Source organism: Variovorax sp. VaC1, from assembly GCF_043658315.1.
Lineage (GTDB): Bacteria > Pseudomonadota > Gammaproteobacteria > Burkholderiales > Burkholderiaceae_C > Variovorax.
On sequence record NZ_JBIGLT010000008.1, the window covers coordinates 91,191 to 106,821 of the forward strand.

The window sequence follows — 15,631 nt, forward strand, 5'->3', positions numbered from 1 at the left end:
CCTTATTCCCCCAGCAGCTCGCCGATGGGCTGCAGGTCTTCCACCCGGTCGCAGATCGACTTGATCACCATCGTGATCGGAATGCCCAGCAGCAGGCCCCAGATGCCCCAGAGCCAGCCCCAGAAGATCACGCCCACGAACACCGCCACCGGGTTCATGCGGCTGGTGCGGCTGGTGAGCCAGGGCATCAGCAGGTTGCCGATGAGGGTATGGATGGCCAGCGACACGCCGGCGACCACGATGCCCATCTGCAGGCTGTTGAACTGCAGGAAGGCCACGAGCCCCGCCGCCACCAGCACGATCACCGAGCCGATGTAGGGAATGAGGTTGGTCACGCCCGCGATGATTCCCCACACGGCCGCGTTCTCGACCCCGATGATCCAGAACGCCAGCCCGGTCGCCACACCCACCAATGCGCTCACCAGGATCTGCACCAGCAGGTAGCGCTCGATGTTGCGCGTGATGTCGTCCAGCACGTGCACGGTGACCTTCTTTCGTTGCAGGCTCGAGCCGGTGATCTTGATGAGCTTGCGGCGGAAGGTGTCGCCCGAGCACAGCGCGAAGTAGGTCAGGAAGGCCACCAGCGTGAGCTGCCCCAACGCGTTCAGCAGGCCGACGGTGCCGCTGAGCAGGTAGTCGCGCACGTTGAAGCCCGGCCGCTCGATGACGACGCGGGCCACGCCCTTGCGCGCCGCGACGCGCGCGGAGTTTTCCTCGGCGGCCTTCTCGAGCTGCGCGGCCGCCTGCTGCACGCTTTCGAGCGGCGTGGCGCTCGCGCTCTTGTCGCGGCGCATCGCCTGCCCCAGCTTCTGCGCGGCCACCGGCAGCGAATCGAGCAATTGCGAGGCGTTGCCCGACAGCGAATAGCCCGTCCATCCCAGGCCGCCGAAGAGGCCCAGCAGGATCACCGCCGCGGCAATCCAGCGCGGCAGCTTCCAGCGATGCAGCATGTCGACCAATGGCGACAGCGCATAGGTGAGCAGCAGGCTCAGCATCAGCGGAATGAAGACGGCCTGCCCCCACTGCAAGGCGAAGACGGTTGCCAGCACGGCGAGCACCACCAGCGAGGCGCTGCGCACGTCGACCGGCATGTGCAGCAGCAGGCGCTCGCGTGCCCGTGCGCGCGGCCTCGCTGCGGGCGTCTCCTCGGATTCGGGTTCAGGCGTGGAAGCAGGCTCGCCGCTGGTTGGCTGCGGAGGCTCGGCGGGCGGTGACTCGGGTGGCGGCTCGGGCGCGGGTTGCGGCGCTTCTGCAACCCGCGGCTTGCCGGAAGGTGCGTTGGTTTCTTCGGTCATCGCGCTTCCTTCAGCACTTCGCGCACGGCGGCCAGCTGGCGCCGCGACACCGCCACGGGTTCGGGAATCGCATCGAGCCGCAGGGCCCAGCCTTCGGCGTCCTCGCCGTCGTCGTATTTCTCCAATGCCCGAATCGCCGAACGCGCCACCAGCGCATTGCGATGCACGCGCAGGAAACGGTTCGGATAGCGCTCCTCGAACTCGTTGAGAGAGCCATCGAGGATGTGGCTGCGCGTGGCGGTGCGCACAGTGAGGTACTTGTATTCGGACTTCAGATAGAGCACTTCGGACAGCGGCACCCGCTCGGCACGGCCCCGGTCCTGGATCAGCACGCTTTCGGGCGCGGCCTCGGCCTGCATCGCGCGGCGCTCCTTGAGGAAGCGCTCGACCTTCTGCAAGGCCTGCTGCAGGCGTTCGGCCCGCACCGGCTTGGTCAGGTAGTCGACCGCATCGAGCTCGAAGGCCGTCACCGCGTGGGCGGCATGCGCGGTGACGAACACCACGGCCGGCGCATCGGCCCGACTGCGCAGCGCACGCGCCACCTCGATGCCGTCGACGCCGGGCATGTGCACGTCGAGCAGCACGAGGTCGAGCGCCATCGTGGCCAGGTGCTGCTGCGCTTCCGCGCCCTGCGAGGCCTCGGCCACCACTTCGGCAGCGGGCGATGTGCAGTCGCGCAGCAGGGTGCGCATGCGCGAGCGCGCCAGGGCTTCGTCGTCAACGATCAGGGTCTTGAGGCTCATGATGATTCGGCGGGGATGGCGATGCGCACCCGGTAGTTCTTCTGGTCCATGCCGGCGCTGAACTGCATCTGCATGTCGTGCAAGAGGCGCAGGCGGTCTCGCACATTGGCCAGCGCGATGCCGTGGCCGCGCGGCAGCGGCTCGTCGGCCCAGCGCAGCGGCGGCAGGCTGTTGACCACCTCGATCACCACCATGGAGCCGCGCCGCTCGGTGCGGATGCGCAGCTTGGCGCCCTCGGGGCTGGGTTCGACGCCGTGCTTGATGGCGTTCTCGACCAGCGGCTGCAGCAGCAGCGGCGGCAGGCGCGCGTTGCTGGCGGCGGCGTCGAGGTCCCAGCGGATGCGCAGGCGGTCGCCGAAGCGCACCTGCTCGATGGCCAGGTAGCGCTCGGCCAGTGCGATCTCGTCGGCCAGCGTGCCCGATTCGCCCGGGTCGGCCAGCGCCTGTCGAAACAGCTCGGCCAGGTCTTCGAGCATGGTCTCGGCCTTGGCCGGTTCCTCGCGCACCAGCGCAATGGCGCTGTTGAGCGTGTTGAACAGAAAGTGGGGGCGGATGCGCGATTGCAGTTCTTCGAGCCGGGCCGTGGTCGCGGCGGGCGTCTGGCCGCGCGCGCGCAGCACCATCGCCGCCATCACCAGCCCCGCAAAAAGAGCGCCGGCCAGCGCGCTGGCGAGCCACGGTGCATTGGACAGCACGCCCGTCAGCCGCAGCAGACCGCATCCATAAAGAGAGGCGATGGCCCCCAGCGTGGCACCGGCCGCGTATTGCCACTGGCGCGGCAGGCGTCGCAGCGGCTTCTTCAGGCCGCAGGTCGCCACCAGCCACAGCAGCGTCGCCGGCAAGGCGCCGCCGGTGACGGTGGCCGTCTGCACCAGCCATTCGGCGGGTGTCGACACCACGAACAGCGTGGCGATGGCCACCACCGCCTCGACGAACACCACGGTGCGCAGCACCACGCCGATCCGGCAGGCGTCGAACAGCGAGGGCTCGCCGCGCGCGGCCGAACGGGCCCTTTCCGACGATGCCGGGGACGTGGTTGTAGAGCTGGCCGATAAAATCGCCGGGTTGCGCATCACAGACATCAGTTACATCGGGTGACCAACCCATTATTGCCTCCTGGACGGCTCCCATGACCCAAAACCAACTCGACAAGAAATCCGAAGCCTGGTCGGCCCTGTTCTCCGAACCAATGAGCGACCTGGTGAAGCGCTACACCTCCAGCGTCTTCTTCGACAAGCGCCTCTGGCAGGCCGACATCCAAGGCTCGCTGGCACACGCCGGCATGCTCGCCGCGCAGGGGATCATCAGCGTGCAGGACCACGCCGCGATCGAACGCGGGATGGCGCAGATCCGTACCGAAATCGAATCCGGCGCCTTCGAGTGGAAGCTCGACCTCGAAGACGTGCACCTGAACATCGAGGCCCGCCTGACCCAGTTGGTCGGCGACGCCGGCAAGCGCCTGCACACCGGCCGCAGCCGCAACGACCAGGTGGCCACCGACGTGCGCCTGTGGCTGCGCGGCGAGATCGACCTGATCGGCGACCTGCTGGTCGAGCTGCAGAAAGAGCTGGTGAGCATCGCCGAGAAGAACGTCGACGTGATCCTGCCCGGCTTCACCCACCTGCAGGTGGCCCAGCCCGTGAGCTTCGGCCACCACATGCTGGCGTACGTGGAAATGTTCAGCCGCGACGCCGAACGCATGGGCGAGGTGCGCCGCCGCGTCAACCGCCTGCCCCTGGGCGCCGCGGCCCTCGCCGGCACCAGCTACCCGCTCGACCGCGAACTGGTCGCCAAGACCCTGGCCATGGACGGCGTGTGCCAGAACAGCCTGGATGCCGTGAGCGACCGCGACTTCGCGATCGAATTCACCGCCGCCGCCAGCCTGTGCATGGTGCACATCAGCCGCATGAGCGAAGAGCTGATCCTGTGGATGAGCCAGAACTTCGGCTTCATCCAGATCGCCGACCGCTTCACCACGGGCTCGTCGATCATGCCGCAGAAGAAAAACCCCGACGTGCCCGAACTGGCCCGCGGCAAGACCGGCCGCGTGGTCGGCCACCTGATGGCGCTCATCACGCTCATGAAGGGCCAGCCCCTGGCCTACAACAAGGACAACCAGGAAGACAAGGAGCCGCTGTTCGACACCGTCGACACGCTCAAGGACACCCTGCGCATCTTTGCCGAGATGATCGGCGGCATCACCGTCAAGCCCGAAGCGATGGAAGCCGCCGCCCTGCGCGGCTACGCCACCGCCACCGACCTGGCCGACTACCTCGTGAAGAAGGGCCTGCCCTTCCGCGACGCGCACGAAACCGTGGCGCACGCCGTGAAGGCCGCCACCTCGCACAAGGTCGACCTCGCGGAGCTGCCGCTGGCGGTGCTGCAGCAGTTCAACCCGAGCATCGAGAAGGACGTGTACGACGTGCTGAGCCTGCGCGGCTCGCTCAATGCACGCAACATCCTGGGCGGCACCGCCCCGGCGCAGGTGAAGGCGCAAGTGGCGCGCCACCGGGCACGCCTGGGCTGAGCCTCTCAGCGACAGCCGCACCGTGTTCTACGCCATCCCGCTCGAAAACAAACCGAGCTGGCGCAACCCACCGTGGATGACGGTGCTGCTGATCCTCTTGAACATGCTCGTGTTCTGGGGGCCGCAGCGCAGCGAAGAGAACGGGCGCGAACGCGCCGCCCGCTACTACACGACGAGCGCGCTGCCCCAGCTGGAGCTGCCGCCCTTCGTGGAATGGCTCGAAAAGACGGACCCCAAGCGCGGCAAGATGGCTCGCCGCATGCTGGCGGATGAGGACACCTATCCGCAACTGCTCGAAGGCCTTCAGCACGAGAAGAAATTCCTGCAGAAGCTGCAGGCCGACGAAGTCATCACACCGGCGAACCCGCAGTACACCGAGTGGAAGCGCGACCGCCAGCATTACGAGGCGATGCTGCCCGCCCCCTTCACCGAGCGCTGGGCACAGGACTACGGCAAGGACGCCGAGTTCAAGCCCTGGACCTGGATCACCGCCGCCTTCCTGCATGGCAGCACGGGGCATCTGCTGGGCAACATGCTCTTCTTGTTCCTGTTCGGTTTCTCGGTCGAGCTGGCGCTGGGCCGCGGCACCTACCTCACGTTCTATCTGCTGGGCGCCGTCGGCGCCTCCGCGCTGGCCGGCTGGGCCTATGCGGGCAAGGGCAGCTACGGTCTGGGCGCCTCGGGTGCGATCTCGGCGCTGATGGGCATGTACGCGGTGATGTACCGGCTGCGGCGCATCCGCTTTTTCTACCAGCTGTTCTTCTATTTCAACTACGTGACCGCGCCGGCCCTGCTGCTGCTGCCGGCATGGATCATCAACGAGCTCATGCAGCACTGGCTGGGCGGCCAGGGCATCGCCTACATGGCCCACCTCGGAGGCCTGCTCACCGGTGCCGCGCTGATGGCCGGCGCCACGCTGCTGCACCGCGTGAAGACACCCGAGACCGTCAAGTCGGAAATGGTGAACGACGACGACCGCTTCGACCAGCACGTGGCCGCCGCCCGCAAGCTGGCCGCCGCGATGAAGTTCGAGAACGCCTGCGCCGAATGGCGCGCCGCGGCCGCCCTGCGCCCCGGCGACATCGACACGCTGCGCGCCTGGTTCAACACCGCGCGCCTGCAACCCGCGAGCGACGACTTCCACCGCGCCGCGCGCAGCATCTTCCGCCTGCCCGCCACCGACGCCGACACGCTGGCCCTGCAGCACGCGAGCTTCACGACCTACCTCGAGCAGGCCCGCCCCGGCGTGCGCCTGAAGCCCGAAGACATCGCCCGCCTGGCGCGCCGCTTCGTGCGCATCCGCCAGTTCGAGGACGCAGACAGGCTGTGCCGCATCCTGCTGAAGACCGCGCCCGAGCATCCCGAGCTGGCCAACACCCTCTCGGTGTGCGCCAACGGCTTGCTGCATGCGGGCGAACGCGACAAGGCCATTGGCCTGCTGCCGCATCTGCTGCGGCTTGCGCCCAACGACATGGTGACGCGCGCACTGCAGCGCGCCTGACCGCGAAGGCCCGGGCCGCCGAAGCACCGGCCCCCAAAAACCCGCAAGCAGCCTTTTGACAGCGCACACAATAGGGGCGTGACCTCGAAGTCGCGAATCCTGGTGTAAACCAGTCACAAGAAACAAGCCGGCCGCTGCCGGCAGGAGGATCGCCTCATGCGGGAAGAAGAGGAAGACAACAAGCGCGCGCAGACGCCGGAGCCAGGGAGCGAAATGAGCACGAAGGACGTGGCGCTCGACCTGTTCATGCGGGTGCTGGCCGCGCTGGCGCTGTCGATCTTCGTGTACCGGGTGGTCCGGGTCGAGCTGCGGCATCCGAGCATCGTCCTGACCACGCTGCTGATCTCGGAGACCCTGATCGTCGCGCTCGTGATCTTCTCCAAGATGACGAAGACACGCGTCTTCTCTTTCTCGACGGTGATCTCGACCACCGTCGCCACCTTCTACTTCCTGTTCATCCAGCTCGATGCTGGCGACAAGCTGGTGCCGGTGTGGATCTCCGAGACGGTGATGGTCGCGGGGATGCTGCTGCAGATCAGCGCCAAGATCTACCTGGGGCGCAACTTCGGCCTGCTGCCGGCCATCCGCGGCGTGGTGACCAAGGGGCCTTACGGGCTCGTGCGGCACCCGATCTATCTGGGCTATCTCATCACGCACCTCGGATTCCTGCTCAACGTCTTTTCGCTGTGGAATCTGCTGCTGCTGACGGTGCTCTACCTCTTCCAGTTCGCGCGGATGGTGAACGAAGAAAAGGTGCTGATGCAGTCCGCCGAATACCGCGCCTACATGAGCCGGGTGCCCAAGCGGCTGATTCCCTTCGTGGTCTAGGCGGGGCCTCCGCGCTCCCGCCCGGGGCACCGCGCGTACGGTAACGCGCGTGTAAAGCCGGCCGCGTCATTCGCGCAGCGTTGAACTTGAAGGCACGCGTTCGCTCCATCTGGGGCTTTCGTTACTTCAATTTCCTGTCTGATGCCTGACCAAACCACCTCCCGCTTCGCCTTGCTCCTCACGGCCCTGGCCATCGCCGCGCTTGCAGGTTGTTCACGCACCAGCGTGGAAACGCCAGGCACCGCAAAGGCCACCGCCGCACCAGAAAAGGAAGTCGGCGCCATCACCCTGAAACACGAAGCGCTGGCTCTGAGTACCGAACTGCCCGGCCGCACCGCGGCGCCGGTCATCGCCGAGATCCGCCCTCAGGTCGGCGGCATCCTCAAGGCACGGCTCTTTACCGAAGGCTCGCAGGTCAAGGCCGGCCAAGTGCTCTACCAGCTCGATCCAGCCTCGCTGCAGGCGGCGCACGCCAGTGCGCAAGCCAGCGTGCGCAAGGCCGAGTCGGCCCTGGCGACAGCGCGCACCGTGGCAAAGCGCAACGCCGAGCTGGTGAAGATCGACGCCATCAGCCGCCAGGTGTTCGACGAAACCCAGGCCACCGAGCAGCAGGCCGAAGCCGACCTGGGCGTGGCGCGCGCGGCCGAGCAGACCGCGCGCATCCAGCTTGGCTACACGCGCATCACCTCGCCGATCACCGGCTGGGCCGAGCTGTCGAGCGTGACGCCCGGCGCGCTCGTCACCGCCAACCAGGCCGCCGCCCTCACCACCGTGCAGCAGCTCGACCCGATCCACGTGCACGTCACACAGTCGAGCAGCGAGCTGCTTCGCCTGAAGCGCGAGCTGGCCAGCGGCCGGCTGCAGCGCGCGAGCGATGCCGAAGCCCGCATCCGGCTGTTGTTGGAAGACGGCAGCGAGTATCCGCACGCGGGCCGCCTCACCTTCAGCGGCGTGACGGTCGATGCCGGCACCGGCAGCGTCACCCTGCGCGCGGTGGTGCCCAACCCCGACAAGCTGTTGATGCCCGGCATGTACGTGCGCGCCGTGCTGCAGGAAGGCACGAATGCCGCCGCCCTGCTGGTGCCGCAACAGGCCGTGACGCGAGCCCCCGACGGCAGCGCCTCGGCCCTGGTGATCGACGCCGACAACAAGGTCGCGAAGCGCCCGGTCAACATCGGCCGTGCGGTCGGGACCCGCTGGCAGGTGCTCGACGGGCTGGCCGCCGGCGACCGCGTGATGATGGAAGGCTCGCAGCGCGTGAAGGTCGGCGACAAGGTGAAGGTGGTCGACCTCGGGGCCACGGCCGCCGCCAGCCCCGTGGCCAGCGCACAGCCCGATGCGGCCGACGCCGCCAGCAACCCCGTGGCGCGCTGAGGCCCCGCCATGGCCCAGTTCTTCATCGACCGCCCCATCTTCGCGTGGGTGCTCTCCATCGTCGTCATGCTCGCCGGGCTGATGGCCATCCGCACGCTGCCGCTGGAGCAATACCCCGACATCGCGCCGCCGCGCGTGTCCATCAACGCCACCTACACCGGCGCTTCGGCCAAGACGGTCGAAGACTCGGTCACGCAGGTCATCGAGCAGCAGATGAAGGGGCTGGACAACCTGCTGTACATGCAGTCGACCAGCAACTCGTCGGGCGTGGCGCGCCTGTCGCTCACCTTCAACGCGGGCACCAACATCGACGTGGCCCAGATGCAGGTGCAGAACAAGCTGCAGCAGGCCATGTCGCGGCTGCCGCAGCAGGTGCAAAGCCGTGGCGTCACCGTCACCAAGGGCGGCAACGACTTCCTGATGATCGTCTCGATGTACTCGGGCGACGGCAGTGCGTCGGCCGTGGACGTGGGCGACTACATCAGCAGCAACCTCGTGGACGTCATCAGCCGCATCGACGGCGTGGGCGAAGTGCAGACGCTGGGCACCGGCTACGCCATGCGCCTGTGGCTCGACCCCGACAAGCTGCGCAAGTACGCGCTGATGCCCTCGGACGTTGGCAACGCCATCACCGCGCAGAACGCGCAGGTGTCGGCCGGCCAGCTCGGCGCGCTGCCGGCCAGTGCGCAACAGCAGCTCAACGCCACCATCACCGCGCGCAGCAAGCTGCAGACGGCCGAGCAGTTCGAGAACGTGGTGCTGCGCGCCACGCCCGACGGCGCCGTGGTGCGCCTGAAGGATGTGGCCCGCGTCGAACTCGGCGCCGAGAACCTCACGGTGCGCTCGCAACTCGGCGGCCGCCCCGGCGCCGGCCTGGGCGTGGTGCTGGCCGACGGCGCCAATGCGGTGCAGGTGGCCGAAGCCGTCAAGGCCAAGGTCGCAGAGCTGCAGCCGCTCTTTCCGAACCAGCTGCAGACCTTCGTGAGCTACGACACCACGCCCTTCGTCAGTGCATCCATCGACGAAGTGGTGAAGGCGCTGGCCGAGGCCATGCTGCTGGTCGTGCTGGTGATGTATGTCTTTCTGCAGAACTTCCGCGCCACGCTGATCCCGGCCATTGCCGTGCCGGTGGTGCTGCTGGGTACCTTCGGCGTGCTGTCGATCGCCGGCTACTCGATCAACACTCTCACCATGTTCGGCATGGTGCTGGCCATCGGCCTTTTGGTGGACGACGCCATCGTGGTGGTGGAGAACGTCGAGCGCGTGATGCACGAGGAAGGCCTCTCGCCCAAGGAGGCCACGCGCAAGTCGATGGCCGAGATCACGCCGGCGCTGGTCGGCATTGCGCTGGTGCTGTCGGCGGTGTTCATCCCCATGGCCTTCTTCGGCGGCTCGACCGGCGTGATCTACCGGCAGTTCTCTATCACCATCGTCTCGGCCATGGCGCTGTCGGTGTTCGTGGCGCTCACGCTCACGCCGGCGCTGTGCGCGACGCTGCTCAAGCCTGTCGCCAAAGGCCAGCATGCGGTGGCCCGCCGCGGCGTGCTGGGTGCGGTCGACCGTTTCTTCGCGGGCTTCAACCGCCACTTCGACAAGGGTGCCGACCGCTATCAGGGCGTGGTGGGCGGCATCATCCGACGCGGCAAGCGCAGCATCGTGGTGTACCTGCTGATCGCAGCGGTGATGGCGCTGCTGTTCATGCGGCTGCCGACCTCCTTCCTGCCCGATGAAGACCAGGCCTTCCTGCAGGTGCAGGTGACGCTGCCGCCGGGCGCATCGGACGCGCGGCTGCAGCCCGTGGTCACGCAGATGCAGGACTACTTCACCAAGCAACCCGAGGTGCTGAGCGTGAACGTCATCACCGGGCAGAACGGCGACCAGAGTTCGGCGCGTGCCTTCGTCAAGCTCAGGGACTGGGCCGAGCGCGAAGGCGACGGCCAATCGGCCGCCGCGTTGGCGCGGCGCGCCAACAAGGAGCTGTCGGCCATCCGCGACGCGCGCATCTTCGTGCTGCTGCCGCCAGCGGTGCGCGGGCTCGGCGCCAACGCGGGCTTCAACTTTCACCTGAAGGACATCAACGGCCTGGGCCACGATGCATTGGTGAAGGCACGCGACCAGCTCATCGACCTGCTGTCGAAGCGCCCCGAGGTGGCGAACGTGCGCAGCAACAACCTGGACGACACGCCGCAGTTCGCGGTGGACATCGACGACGCCCGCGCCGGCGCGGCAAGCCTGGCCACCGCCGACATCGACAGCACGCTCTCCAGCGCGATGGGCGGCACCTACATCAACGACTTCCTCGACAACGGCCGCGTCAAGCGCGTGTACATGCAGGGCGACACCGCCTTTCGCATGCTGCCCGCCGACATCGACCGCTGGAGCGTGCGCAACAGCCTCGGCCAGATGGTGCCTTTTCCGGCCTTCTCCAGCTCACGCTGGACTTACGGCTCGCCGCAACTGCAGCGCTACAACGGCAGCCCAAGCTACGAGTTCGTGGGCGATGCCGCGCCGGGCGTGAGCTCCGGCGACGCCATGGCCGCGGTGGACGAAGTGATGAAGCAGATGCCCGCCGGCATCGGCTACGAATGGACCGGCGCATCGTTCCAGGAGCGGCTGTCGGGCGCGCAGGCGCCGATGCTCTACGCCATCTCGGTCCTGTTCGTGTTCCTGTGCCTCGCGGCCTTGTACGAGAGCTGGTCGGTGCCGTTCTCGGTGATCCTGGTGGTGCCGCTGGGCATCGTCGGCGCGCTGATGTTCACCAGCTTCCGGGGCCTGAGCAACGACGTGTACTTCCAGGTGGGCTTGCTCACCACCGTGGGGCTGTCGTCGAAGAACGCCATCCTGATCGTCGAGTTCGCCAAGCAACTGCAGGAGCAAGGCAAGAGCGTGATCGAGGCCACGCTGATGGCGGTGCGGCTGCGCCTGCGGCCGATCTTGATGACCTCGCTGGCCTTCGGCTTCGGCGTGCTGCCGCTGGCCATCGGCACCGGTGCCGGCGCGGGTGGCCGCCAGTCGATCGGCACCGCGGTGCTGGGCGGCATGGTGGTCGGCACCGCGCTGGGCATCTTCTTCGTGCCGCTGTTCTTCGCGTTGATTCGCGGATGGCTGCAGGGGCGGCGCAAGCCTGCCGTGCCCGATGAGGCAGTGGGACCACTGCCCGCGCCAGCCGCCGAGCAGGGAGGCCACTGATGGTGCGCGCTGCCCTGCCCCACTTTCCCCTGCGCGCGTTGGCTTGCGCGGCCATGGCCTCCGTCGTGCTCGCGGGTTGCGTGAATCTCGCGCCCGCTTACGAAAAGCCGGCCGCCCCTGTCCCGCAAACTCTGCCCTCCGCTGGGGTCGAAGCAGCCACGCCGCTCGACGTCGCATGGCGCGACTTCTTCGTCGACCCGCGCCTGCGAGGCGTGGTCGAACTCGCGCTTGCCAACAACCGCGACCTGCGCGTGGCCGCGCTCAACATCGAACGCGCACGGGCCCAGTACGGCATCGCGCGCGCCGGCCTGCTCCCGACCGTCGAGGCCGGCGCGGGCGGCAGCCGCTCGCGCACGCCGGGCAGCCTGTCGACCAACGGCGAGGCGCGTTATGCCTCGCAGTACACCGCCGACCTCGGCCTGACGAGCTACGAACTCGACCTGTTCGGGCGCGTGCGCAACCTGAGCGAATCCGCGCTGCAAAGCTACTTCCAGACCGAGGAGACCCGGCACAGCACGCAGATCAGCCTGGTCGCCGCCGTGGCCACTGCGTGGCTGCAGCTGGCCGCCGACGAGCAGCGGCTGCAGCTCGCGCGCAGCACGCTCGACAGCCAGCGCAAATCCTTCGAACTGATCCAGCGCAGCCACGCACTGGGTTCGCAATCGGGCCTGGCGCTGGCGCAATCGCAGAGCACCGTCGATGCAGCACGCGCGGATGCCGCGGCATTCGACAGCCAGGTCGAACAGGCCCGCAACGCGCTGGCCTTGCTGGTCGGGACCACGCCGCCGGTCGAACTGCTTCCGGTGCCGGCCGCCTCGACAACGGCCACCGATACGGCCGCAGCCGCGCAACTGCTGGTACCACCCGCCGGCTTGTCGTCGGACGTGCTCCAGCAGCGCCCCGACGTTCGTGCCGCCGAACACGCACTGCGCGCCAGCAACGCCGACATCGGTGCAGCGCGCGCCGCGTTCTTTCCGCGCATCGCGCTCACTGCATCGGCCGGCACGGCCAGCAGCAATCTCTCGGGTTTGTTCGCGGGCGGCAGCAAGGCATGGAGCTTCGCGCCCTCGATCAGCGTGCCGATCTTTGATGGCGGCGCCAACCGCGCGAACCTGCGCGTGGCCGAGACGCAGCAGAAGATCCAACTCGCGACCTACGAGAAGACCGTGCAGACCGCGTTCCGTGAAGTGGCCGATGCGCTGGCTGAACGCCGCACGCTGGCCGAGCGGCTCGATGCGCAACGCTCGCTGCTGGGCGCCACCTCGCGAAGCTTCGAACTGTCGCAGTCGCTGTTCAAGAGCGGTGCGAGCAGTTATCTCGAGGTGCTCGATGCGCAACGCGCGTACTACGCGGCGCAGCAGACGTTGATTGGGTTGCAGCTTACGGAGCAGACCAATCGGCTGACGATCTACAAGGCGTTGGGTGGGGGGTGGAAGGACGGCTCAGGCAAAAGCTAAGCCGACACCGCCGGCCGCAGCAACCAACGCACTTCCTGCGTCTGCTCACTGTCCGGATAACGCGACTCCAGCGTCGTCAAAATCGGCTGCGCCATGTCCGTGCGCCCCAGCCCCTGCACCAGCGCGCGGGCTGCCAATTCATAGGCCTGCGGGATCGCCTCGTTGCCGCGAAAGCGGCGATCGAAACCCGACAGCAACGCCAGCGTGGCGTGCGCGTCGCCGTTGCGCCATTCGGCACGCGCCATCGCAATCACCATCGACGGATCGTCGAGCGAAAAGGTCTTGTCGCGCTCGCGGCAAAGCTTGAAGACCTTCAGCGCTTCGGACGCCATGTCGCGGCGCATCAGCAGCGGGATGAAGCGCCGCGCCTGGTCGAGCATCGTGGCCTGCTTGTCGGGCAGCATCGCCAGCACGCGGTGGTAGCGGCGCTGCGCTGCGAGGTCGTCCGACGCGGCCGTGCGCTGCGCTTCGTAGGCCGTGCCGAGCGCAGCGGCGAGGTCGCCATCGGTGATGAGTTGCGCCACCTCGGCATCGGTGCGCTGCGCGGCGATCTGCTCGGGCGTGCGGCGGTCCACCGGTGCGCCATCGCCGAGTTCGCTCCCGGGCACGGCGTCGATGCCGAACGCATCGTGGTGCTGGAACATCACGTAGCCCAGCAGGCTCGCCATGACCCAGCCGAAGTAGATGAAGGCGAAGTTGACGATCGGCAGGATGATGCGGCCGTCGAACATCGGCACCACCATCGAAATGGCCACCTGCGCGCCCGAACTCAAGAGGAACAGGAAGAAGCACAACAGCGCGTAAGGCCAGCCGATGGTGCGCATCGCGTCCATCACGTGGCCCGGGTTCATGGCCTGGAAGAAGCTGCCGGACTGCACCAGCACGATCACCGCCGCCGGAAAGGTGAAGGACATGACGAACAGCGCCACCGTACCCAGCACCGGCGCATACCAGGCCAGCCAGCCGATCAGGAAAGCCTGCACCACCGAGATGGCGAACAGCTTCCACGGCAGGTAGGTCCAGTCGTCGCTGGACTCGCGGCCGAAGTCGGCCGAATCGCGGATGCCGCGCGCGCCGAGCGCGATGATCTTGAAGCCGTACCGGCTGGCCGCCAGCATGATGCCGATCTCGATGAGCACGAAGGCCAGCGCATCGGGCAGGAAGAAGATCGCCTCGAAGAACAGGCTGCAGAACGACAGCAGCAGGCCATAGGCCAGCGGCCGCATCTGGAACGGAAAGGCGAAGAAGCTGTTGAGCCGGTGCCAGAACGGCGGCGGAGGCGGCAACGAATCCTTGACGACGATCATGGCGAAGGCCTGCTTTCTGTTCGGGTCTTGCTGCTTTTTGCGGCTTGCTTACTTGCGGAAGAACTCGCTCTGGCTCATGGCGCCCCGGCCGCCGACGCGCACCACCGTGGCCTCGTCGGCATGCACGAGGCGCATCTGGCCCAGTTCGCGCTCCAGGCGCTGCGTGAAGCTGGTCTTGAACTGCAGGATCGACTCGCCCATCTTGAGCACGCTGGTGCCTTGAACGGTCGCGCTGCGGCGGTCGGTGGCCACCTCGATGGTGTCGATGTGGTAGTCGTACTCGATGGCGAGGATGCTGCCGACCTGGTCGCTGATGGCGCGGATCTTCTCGAAGGTCTTGCGGGTGGCCTCGCAGGCCTCGTCGCGGTCGTGGGTGGTCTCGACCGTCTTGCCCATCATCGTGGTCTTGCTCTCGATCACGGCCTTGCGGCTGAGCTGCTTGCACAGCCTGTCGGCGTCGTTGGCTGAGATGGCGCGCGCTTCCTGGTGGTAGTAGTCGCGCACCATGTGCTCGTCGAGCTTGCGGCCGCCGATAAAGAAGTACCACGCCCCGATGCAGAGCGCGATCACGATCGCAATTTGCTTCATTCTTCCCCCCGCCCGCATGCACGCGGCCTTGGCGCTCCGATCGGCCTCATTCACACGGCCTCATTCGATTTTTCGGGGCAGTATACGTTAACAAATGTTTCCATTTGGCGGCCGAATCGCGGGTGTCCGGGGTCGTCGCCAATGGCCGCCGGACCCATCTCGCGGGAGGGTTTCCCGGGCTGAATCCGGGCGGCCTCGCAGGGCGTATATCAGGCATGCGCACCGATGTCCGACAATCCGCGAATGACAGCACCCAGCCCGGACGCCGAATTGATGGCCTTGATCGATCGCATCGGCCATCGCGACGAAGCCGCCCTGCGGCAGCTCTACGACCGCACCTCGCCCAAGCTGATGGGCCTGGCGATGCGCGTCGTGCGACAGCGCGAGTGGGCGGAAGACGTCCTGCAAGAGGCTTTCCTTACCGTCTGGCGGGTCGCCGGCGACTACCGGTCGTCGCTCAGTCCTCCGTTGGCGTGGCTGGGGTTGATTGTTCGCAGCCGGGCGCTCGACCTGCTGCGGCGGCGCACCGCCGACCGCGCCCAGCTCACCCAGGAATTCGACGAGCTGATGGCCGATACCCTCGAATCGGACGCGCCGAACCCGGCGGACACCGCCGACGCGAGCGAACAGGCCTGGGCGCTGCACCAGTGCCTGGACCAGCTGGAAGGCCGCCAGCGCGAGGTGGTCAGCCTGGCCTACCTGCGCGAAATGAGCCACGGCGAGCTGGCCGAGCAGCTCAAGCTGCCGCTCGGCACGGTCAAGACATGGATCCGACGCGGGCTCGAAAAGCTGCGCGTCTGCATGGGGCGTTTTGCATGAAGG

At 67.4% G+C, this 15,631-nt stretch carries 12 protein-coding genes; 7 read left to right on the forward strand and 5 right to left on the reverse strand.

What is annotated here, in order from left to right; all coding sequences use genetic code 11:
* Nucleotides 1-2: 2 nt before the first annotated feature.
* The 3 genes from ACGLHS_RS28360 to ACGLHS_RS28370 are packed head-to-tail and all read right to left on the reverse strand — an operon-like array spanning nucleotide 3 to nucleotide 3,111.
* Nucleotides 3-1,295, reverse strand: coding sequence for an AI-2E family transporter (locus tag ACGLHS_RS28360; RefSeq protein WP_394485182.1), 1,293 nt, complete (start codon nucleotides 1,293-1,295; stop codon nucleotides 3-5).
* The gene (locus tag ACGLHS_RS28365; protein ID WP_394485183.1) at nucleotides 1,292-2,038 is read right to left on the reverse strand and encodes a LytR/AlgR family response regulator transcription factor; all 747 of its coding nucleotides are present in this window, start codon (nucleotides 2,036-2,038) and stop codon (nucleotides 1,292-1,294) included. Before ACGLHS_RS28365 ends, ACGLHS_RS28360 begins: the two co-directional genes overlap by 4 nt.
* Nucleotides 2,035-3,111: a sensor histidine kinase gene (locus ACGLHS_RS28370; protein ID WP_394485404.1), complete on the reverse strand. Its 1,077-nt coding sequence runs from the start codon at nucleotides 3,109-3,111 to the stop codon at nucleotides 2,035-2,037. Before ACGLHS_RS28370 ends, ACGLHS_RS28365 begins: the two co-directional genes overlap by 4 nt.
* A gap of 56 nt (nucleotides 3,112-3,167) precedes the next feature.
* Here ACGLHS_RS28370 and argH point away from each other — a divergent pair, with 56 nt between their 5' ends.
* The 6 genes from argH (at nucleotide 3,168) to ACGLHS_RS28400 (ending at nucleotide 12,914) form a co-directional block, all read left to right on the forward strand.
* Nucleotides 3,168-4,565, forward strand: coding sequence for an argininosuccinate lyase (argH, locus tag ACGLHS_RS28375; RefSeq protein ID WP_394485184.1), 1,398 nt, complete (start codon nucleotides 3,168-3,170; stop codon nucleotides 4,563-4,565).
* A gap of 22 nt (nucleotides 4,566-4,587) precedes the next feature.
* The gene (locus ACGLHS_RS28380; RefSeq protein ID WP_394485185.1) at nucleotides 4,588-6,066 is read left to right on the forward strand and encodes a rhomboid family intramembrane serine protease; all 1,479 of its coding nucleotides are present in this window, start codon (nucleotides 4,588-4,590) and stop codon (nucleotides 6,064-6,066) included.
* 156 nt (nucleotides 6,067-6,222) lie between these two features.
* Complete coding sequence (locus tag ACGLHS_RS28385) at nucleotides 6,223-6,894, forward strand: isoprenylcysteine carboxylmethyltransferase family protein (protein WP_093236528.1); 672 nt, start codon at nucleotides 6,223-6,225, stop codon at nucleotides 6,892-6,894.
* A gap of 171 nt (nucleotides 6,895-7,065) precedes the next feature.
* On the forward strand, nucleotides 7,066-8,268 hold the full coding sequence (locus tag ACGLHS_RS28390) for an efflux RND transporter periplasmic adaptor subunit (RefSeq protein WP_394485186.1): 1,203 nt from the start codon (nucleotides 7,066-7,068) through the stop codon (nucleotides 8,266-8,268).
* A 9-nt stretch (nucleotides 8,269-8,277) separates the two neighbouring features.
* The gene (locus ACGLHS_RS28395) at nucleotides 8,278-11,457 is read left to right on the forward strand and encodes an efflux RND transporter permease subunit (RefSeq protein WP_394485187.1); all 3,180 of its coding nucleotides are present in this window, start codon (nucleotides 8,278-8,280) and stop codon (nucleotides 11,455-11,457) included.
* Nucleotides 11,457-12,914, forward strand: a complete 1,458-nt coding sequence (locus tag ACGLHS_RS28400; RefSeq protein WP_394485188.1) for an efflux transporter outer membrane subunit — start codon at nucleotides 11,457-11,459, stop codon at nucleotides 12,912-12,914. Before ACGLHS_RS28395 ends, ACGLHS_RS28400 begins: the two co-directional genes overlap by 1 nt.
* Here the strand turns inward: ACGLHS_RS28400 and ACGLHS_RS28405 are convergent.
* Together ACGLHS_RS28405 and ACGLHS_RS28410 are read right to left on the reverse strand one after the other, a co-directional pair.
* The gene (locus tag ACGLHS_RS28405) at nucleotides 12,911-14,221 is read right to left on the reverse strand and encodes a tol-pal system YbgF family protein (RefSeq protein ID WP_394485189.1); all 1,311 of its coding nucleotides are present in this window, start codon (nucleotides 14,219-14,221) and stop codon (nucleotides 12,911-12,913) included. The genes ACGLHS_RS28400 and ACGLHS_RS28405 overlap by 4 nt on opposite strands.
* Nucleotides 14,222-14,269: 48 nt before the next feature.
* Complete coding sequence (locus ACGLHS_RS28410) at nucleotides 14,270-14,809, reverse strand: hypothetical protein (protein ID WP_394485190.1); 540 nt, start codon at nucleotides 14,807-14,809, stop codon at nucleotides 14,270-14,272.
* A gap of 243 nt (nucleotides 14,810-15,052) precedes the next feature.
* On the opposite strand from ACGLHS_RS28410, the gene ACGLHS_RS28415 reads away from it, so the two are divergent.
* On the forward strand, nucleotides 15,053-15,628 hold the full coding sequence (locus ACGLHS_RS28415; protein ID WP_256327439.1) for an RNA polymerase sigma factor: 576 nt from the start codon (nucleotides 15,053-15,055) through the stop codon (nucleotides 15,626-15,628).
* Nucleotides 15,629-15,631: the final 3 nt, after the last annotated feature.

What these genes read in the sequence shown, in the direction of transcription:
- ACGLHS_RS28360 (WP_394485182.1), bottom strand. Translation starts at nt 1,295, where the DNA reads ATGACCGAAGAAACCAACGCACCTTCCGGCAAGCCGCGGGTTGCAGAA.
- ACGLHS_RS28365 (WP_394485183.1), bottom strand. Translation starts at nt 2,038, where the DNA reads ATGAGCCTCAAGACCCTGATCGTTGACGACGAAGCCCTGGCGCGCTCG.
- ACGLHS_RS28370 (WP_394485404.1), bottom strand. Translation starts at nt 3,111, where the DNA reads ATGCGCAACCCGGCGATTTTATCGGCCAGCTCTACAACCACGTCCCCG.
- argH (WP_394485184.1), top strand. Translation starts at nt 3,168, where the DNA reads ATGACCCAAAACCAACTCGACAAGAAATCCGAAGCCTGGTCGGCCCTG.
- ACGLHS_RS28385 (WP_093236528.1), top strand. Translation starts at nt 6,223, where the DNA reads ATGCGGGAAGAAGAGGAAGACAACAAGCGCGCGCAGACGCCGGAGCCA.
- ACGLHS_RS28395 (WP_394485187.1), top strand. Translation starts at nt 8,278, where the DNA reads ATGGCCCAGTTCTTCATCGACCGCCCCATCTTCGCGTGGGTGCTCTCC.
- ACGLHS_RS28400 (WP_394485188.1), top strand. Translation starts at nt 11,457, where the DNA reads ATGGTGCGCGCTGCCCTGCCCCACTTTCCCCTGCGCGCGTTGGCTTGC.
- ACGLHS_RS28405 (WP_394485189.1), bottom strand. Translation starts at nt 14,221, where the DNA reads ATGATCGTCGTCAAGGATTCGTTGCCGCCTCCGCCGCCGTTCTGGCAC.
- ACGLHS_RS28410 (WP_394485190.1), bottom strand. Translation starts at nt 14,809, where the DNA reads ATGAAGCAAATTGCGATCGTGATCGCGCTCTGCATCGGGGCGTGGTAC.
- ACGLHS_RS28415 (WP_256327439.1), top strand. Translation starts at nt 15,053, where the DNA reads ATGACAGCACCCAGCCCGGACGCCGAATTGATGGCCTTGATCGATCGC.